General features: G+C 31.5%; 3 protein-coding genes. All 3 read right to left on the bottom strand.

Annotated elements, in window-relative coordinates:
- Positions 1-18 precede the first annotated feature (18 nt).
- Positions 19-1,704, bottom strand: a complete 1,686-nt coding sequence (locus ACMOUI_RS01220) for a DUF2207 domain-containing protein (protein ID WP_418963925.1) — start codon at positions 1,702-1,704, stop codon at positions 19-21.
- Positions 1,685-2,239: a LemA family protein gene (locus ACMOUI_RS01215; protein WP_418963924.1), complete on the bottom strand. Its 555-nt coding sequence runs from the start codon at positions 2,237-2,239 to the stop codon at positions 1,685-1,687. The genes ACMOUI_RS01220 and ACMOUI_RS01215 overlap by 20 nt, the downstream gene beginning before the upstream one ends.
- Before the next feature lie 158 nt (positions 2,240-2,397).
- Positions 2,398-2,832 (bottom strand): CAP domain-containing protein, encoded by a 435-nt coding sequence (locus tag ACMOUI_RS01210; protein WP_418963923.1) that lies wholly within the window; start codon positions 2,830-2,832, stop codon positions 2,398-2,400.
- Positions 2,833-2,851: the final 19 nt, after the last annotated feature.

Raw genomic sequence — 2,851 nt, 5'->3', positions numbered from 1 at the left:
ATTTAATACTTTGTTTTATTACCAGCTTCCTCCCCCTCCCCCTCCAGCTCCACCGCCTGAGGATCCACCTCCCATAGATGAGCCTCCTCCTCCAAAATTGCTTGGAGCTTTGGGAGCTGAGAGCATCGTATCATTAAATGCAGATAGAGAGTTGTTAAAACTACCCATAAACATACCTAAAACAAAGGCATCTCCAACACTAGAACCACCATACCACTGAGGCGGCTCCACCACTAAGTCTTTAAATTTATCCGCCCATATATCACTTACACCCAAAACAATTGTATAGGGAAGTATATTGTAGAAATAGCTTGGATTCTCCTCTAAAAGCATCTCTAATTTTCTTTTTTCAGCAGTTTCTAAAAATCTTTTAAAACCTAATATTCGACCATATATCTCCATTCCATATTCGGTCTTACTTTTTATTTTACCACTTATAGCCAGAGTTACCAGAGCTGAAACCATTCCACATATAACCGTTATAAGGGTGCTCACCCCTTGGGTGATACCAAAATAGTAGAAATATCCAAAACTTGCTGCTGCTATAAAAAGTATAGAAGTTCTCATTGTATTTCCTGCTCTTAAACTTTTTGAACTATACAAAGTTTTTTTATTCATTATTAAATCTATCTCTAAAATCTCTGCAGCTTTATCGATATGTTTATAAAATTTGTTTCTTAAATCCCTTATGTTTACCCTATTTTCTGAATTTTTATATGCTGAAAGTGCATTATACATATATTTTTCAAAATCTTTTTTCGAATCTAATCTCTCCTTTAAAAACTCTATTTCAAATTCACCACTTGTAAATATTCCACTCTTTTTTAGTTCATTTATTTTTAAATATCCCATATTGGCCCAGTAGAAGATTAAACTAGTCAAATCCTTCGAGTGGATAATTCCATCTATATAGTATCCTACCTCTGTAGGTGTCAATCCATCTGGAGGATAAAACTCTACAGTTTGAATAACACTCTCCTTATCTCTATATTTTTTTAAAAGCCCTATAGCTATAAGAGGAATAATAAGATAGATTAGATATAATACTCCTTTAAATATAAAATATATTATTTTTTCCTCTGTAAAGTTAAAATATCCCTCTGGCAAAGGAAGAGCTATTGTAACACTCTCCTTTGGCTTTAAAGTTACAGTTGTATAACCCACTATAGTGTTGCCATCAACTTTCCATTTAACTCCTTCAGTATCCCTACTTCCATAGGGCCCAACTGTAAAGTTTACTCTATTGGCATCAAATTTTTTAGGTAGTTCTATCTTAAATTCAACTTTTTTTATATCTGTGTCCCAATCATTTCCTATTAAGTTATAGTAGACCTCATCAAAGTTTGAATCTCTGTCCCAACCTATATTATATCTATATTTTATTATGTAGTCTTTTATACCTGTTATATATCTATTTGGATCTCCCATTCTCAAATAGATATAGTTCCCCTCATCTTTTGCAACTGTGGGTGCGTTTGTTTTTATATCAGAAATTTTTATCTCTCTACCGTTAAACTCCTCTGGAATTACTCTATATATACCTCTTCTTGGCTGTAAAAAATCCACTCTTATACTCTCTTCAACACTGTATATGCTCTTCTCATCTATCTTTACATCTACGTTATAGTTATCTATAATATAGCCTGCATCTGCAAATATAGAGGTTATTAAAAGAAAAAACAGACTAAAACTGAACTTTAACATTTTGTCTTTCCTCTTCATTTTCAACTTTAAAGAATGGATATTTTTTAAATCCAAAGTTATTAGCCACTATAACACTTGGAAATGTTTCACACATTGTATTATAAACTCTAACACTACCATTATAATATTTTCTTGCTTGTAAAATGTCCTCCTCTATATTTACTAACTCATTTTGTAACTTCATAAAGTTTTCATTGGCCTTTAAATCAGGATAGTTTTCTGTCAATGCAAATAACTTTCCTAAAGCTCCTGTTATCATATTCTCATTCTCTATTTTCTCCTCTGGAGTTGTGGCTGTCATATATCTATTTCTTGCTGCAATTACAGCTTCCAGTGTACTTCCCTCATAATTTTTATAACCTTTTACTGTCTCCACTAAATTTGGTATTAAATCATATCTCTTTTTTAAATAAGCGTCAATTGTAGAGAATGCTTCATCTACAAAGTTCCTTTCTCTAACTAATTTGTTATATACTCCTACTATATACACAATAAGAATCACTAATATTACTGCAAATCCAATTCCTAAAATCATAATTTCCTCCCTTTTATTTTTTTATTTTCTTTTCTGTATTATACTATATTTATTTTCAAATCCTTATGAAAACTTTTTATCTGTATACTTCTATATTGCTGTGATTAGATATGATAAAAAAAGCAGACTCTCCTATGAGTGCCTGCTTTTTTCTCCCTTTAACCGCCTATGAACATCTGTGTCCAAATATTCTCTCCATATTCATCTCTTGAAACACCCATCTCTTCAAATCTTGGATTTAAAATATTTTTTCTATGCCCTGAAGAGTTCATCCATGATTTCATAACAAATTCAGGTGTATCCTGCCCTTTTGCTATATTTTCACCAGCTGTCATATAGTTTATATCATACTTTTTCATAAGATCAAAAGGCGATCCATAAACTGGTGACCTATGACTAAAATAACTATTTTTATGCATATCATCTGATTTTATCTTAGCCAATTCATTTAATCTAGAGTTTAACTTCATAGGTTTTAATCCCCTACTAACTCTCTCTCTATTTACCAAATTTAAAATAACTATTTGGTCATCATTCATTCCAAATGTAAGTGTTGTTAAAAGAAAAATCATTATCCCTAGTGCTTTTTTCAATTTTACCTCCCCTTTATAA

This window comes from Cetobacterium sp. (genome assembly GCF_048470075.1).
GTDB lineage: Bacteria > Fusobacteriota > Fusobacteriia > Fusobacteriales > Fusobacteriaceae > Cetobacterium_A.
The sequence above is the reverse complement of the archived record's forward strand: the minus strand, read 5'-3'. Positions and strand labels throughout refer to the sequence as shown.